Origin of the sequence: Scandinavium sp., from assembly GCF_036271055.1 — a bacterium.
Lineage (GTDB): Bacteria > Pseudomonadota > Gammaproteobacteria > Enterobacterales > Enterobacteriaceae > Scandinavium.
In genome coordinates, this window is sequence record NZ_DATBBJ010000048.1 from 1 (window position 1) to 1,763 (window position 1,763).

Here is a 1,763-nt window from a genome sequence, read left to right on the forward strand (position 1 = left end):
AAGCACGTCTTTTTCTGACATGCTTTCAGTAGGAAGCACATCCAATCGCCTCACTCCGGCGCAGGGGCCCTCGCAGATGTGCCCGCGCGGGTGGTCCAAAAGCTACTGGCAGCTTTGGACGCAGCGAGACGGGGGTTTGGTACCAGCATCCCAGAGCGGGCGCGGTGGGACTGACTGGACCGAGTTTTTGTACCAAGGCGAGTGAGAGAGTTTACATCACAACCTCATCGGGTAAGGATGTAAAGGGTGGCTCGCAGGTAGCCGTAGGCGGCCGGAGAGCCACTATTTGCGGCGAGAACGTTCCCGGGGCTGGCGGCCTATAGCCCAGCGCCGAGTGTGGCCGCCTGGTGTTGTACTCGACTCGCCACTTCTCGATCACGATCTGCGCTTCCTTCAGTGAGTAGAAAATCTCCCCGTTCAAGCATTCGTCCCGCAACTTCCCGTTGAAGCTCTCGCAGTATCCGTTCTCCCAGGGACTTCCGGGCTCGATATACAACGTTCCCGTGCCCACCTTCGCCAGCCACTTCCGCAGATCTTCGGCCAGGAACTCCGGGCCATTGTCGGAACGAATGTGTTCCGGGGTTCCCCGAAACATCATCACATCCGCCAGCGCCTCAAGCACCTCATAGCTCCCGAGTCTTCTGGCCACTCGAATCGTCAGGCACTCCCGGGTGTATTCGTCAAGCATCGTCAACATGCGGATCGTTCTGCCATCGTACGTTGTGGCACTCACGAAGTCATAGCTCCAGACGTGATTGGCTCGTTCGGGCCTTAGCCGCACACAAGAGCCGTCATTGAACCAGAGCCTTTTCCTTGGTTTTTGTTTTTCGGGCACCCGCAGCCCTTCACGGCGCCAGATGCGCTGCACTCGATCTTTCCCCACCTGCCAGCCTGCTGTCCGTAACAGCGCCGTGATCCTCCGGTAGCCGTAACGGCCATACTGACTGGCCAGCGTGACGATGTCTCGGGTCAGCGCATCTTCATCCACTCTCTGGGTCGGCAGGTAGCGTTGCGTTCCACGCCACTGATTCACCAGTCGGCAAGCATGTCGCTCGGACAGCTCGTGCTTCTCCCGCGCATGCTCCACCGCACTGCGACGCCGCTCAGGGCTTAGAAGTTTCCCTCCGCAATATCCTTCAGAACCTGCTTCTCCAGCGATAGCTCTGCCACCACTCGCTTGAGCTTTGCATTTTCCTTCTCCAGTTCCTTCAGTCGCTTTGCTTGATCCAGCTTTAGGCCGCCGTATTCCTTCCGCCAGCGGTAGTACGTCTGTACGGTGATTTCTGCTTCCTTGCAGACTTGCGGGGTGGTCTTTCCGTTCGCAATTCCTACTTCAATCTGGCGCAGCAACGTCACGATCTGTTCCGCTTTGTACCGCTTGTTTGGCATATCCAGCCGTCCTCCTCGTGAATTCTCTCTCACGTCGGCTGGTACAAAAAAGCCCGGTCAGGTCACTTGGTTAAGTACAATGTCAGTTACCCACAGGTTGTCATTCCGGTCTATTCGCAGACCGTGAGGTTCGACAAAAGTGTCGGCACCCCAAGCCGCACGCATCTTGCCCGTGGTTCCCTCAAAAGCGATGATAGTATTTGAGGAAATTGGCTTTGATTTGTTGTCCGACCAAGAATGCTCGGCACGATGAAATATGTAAACATTATTACTTGAGTCGACGGCAACTCCCGAAACCTGTCCCAGCATGTATCCGTCTTCTAGAATCGGCCATCCGTGAACCACGCGGTAGGCTTCGTTCTCGGGATCTTGGG

At 56.4% G+C, this 1,763-nt stretch carries 2 protein-coding genes; both read right to left on the reverse strand.

All coding sequences use genetic code 11. The features are described from left to right. Positions 1 to 211: 211 nt before the first annotated feature. Positions 212 to 1,389 (reverse strand): IS3 family transposase gene (locus VH187_RS06860; protein ID WP_329700731.1). Its coding sequence is split into 2 segments (ribosomal slippage): positions 212 to 1,125 and positions 1,125 to 1,389, totalling 1,179 coding nucleotides; the frame shifts between segments, so codons are not numbered across the junction. Positions 1,390 to 1,446: 57 nt separating this feature from the next. Next, positions 1,447 to 1,763: NHL repeat-containing protein (locus tag VH187_RS06865; protein ID WP_329700732.1), on the reverse strand; the 317-nt coding region annotated here is incomplete at its 5' end.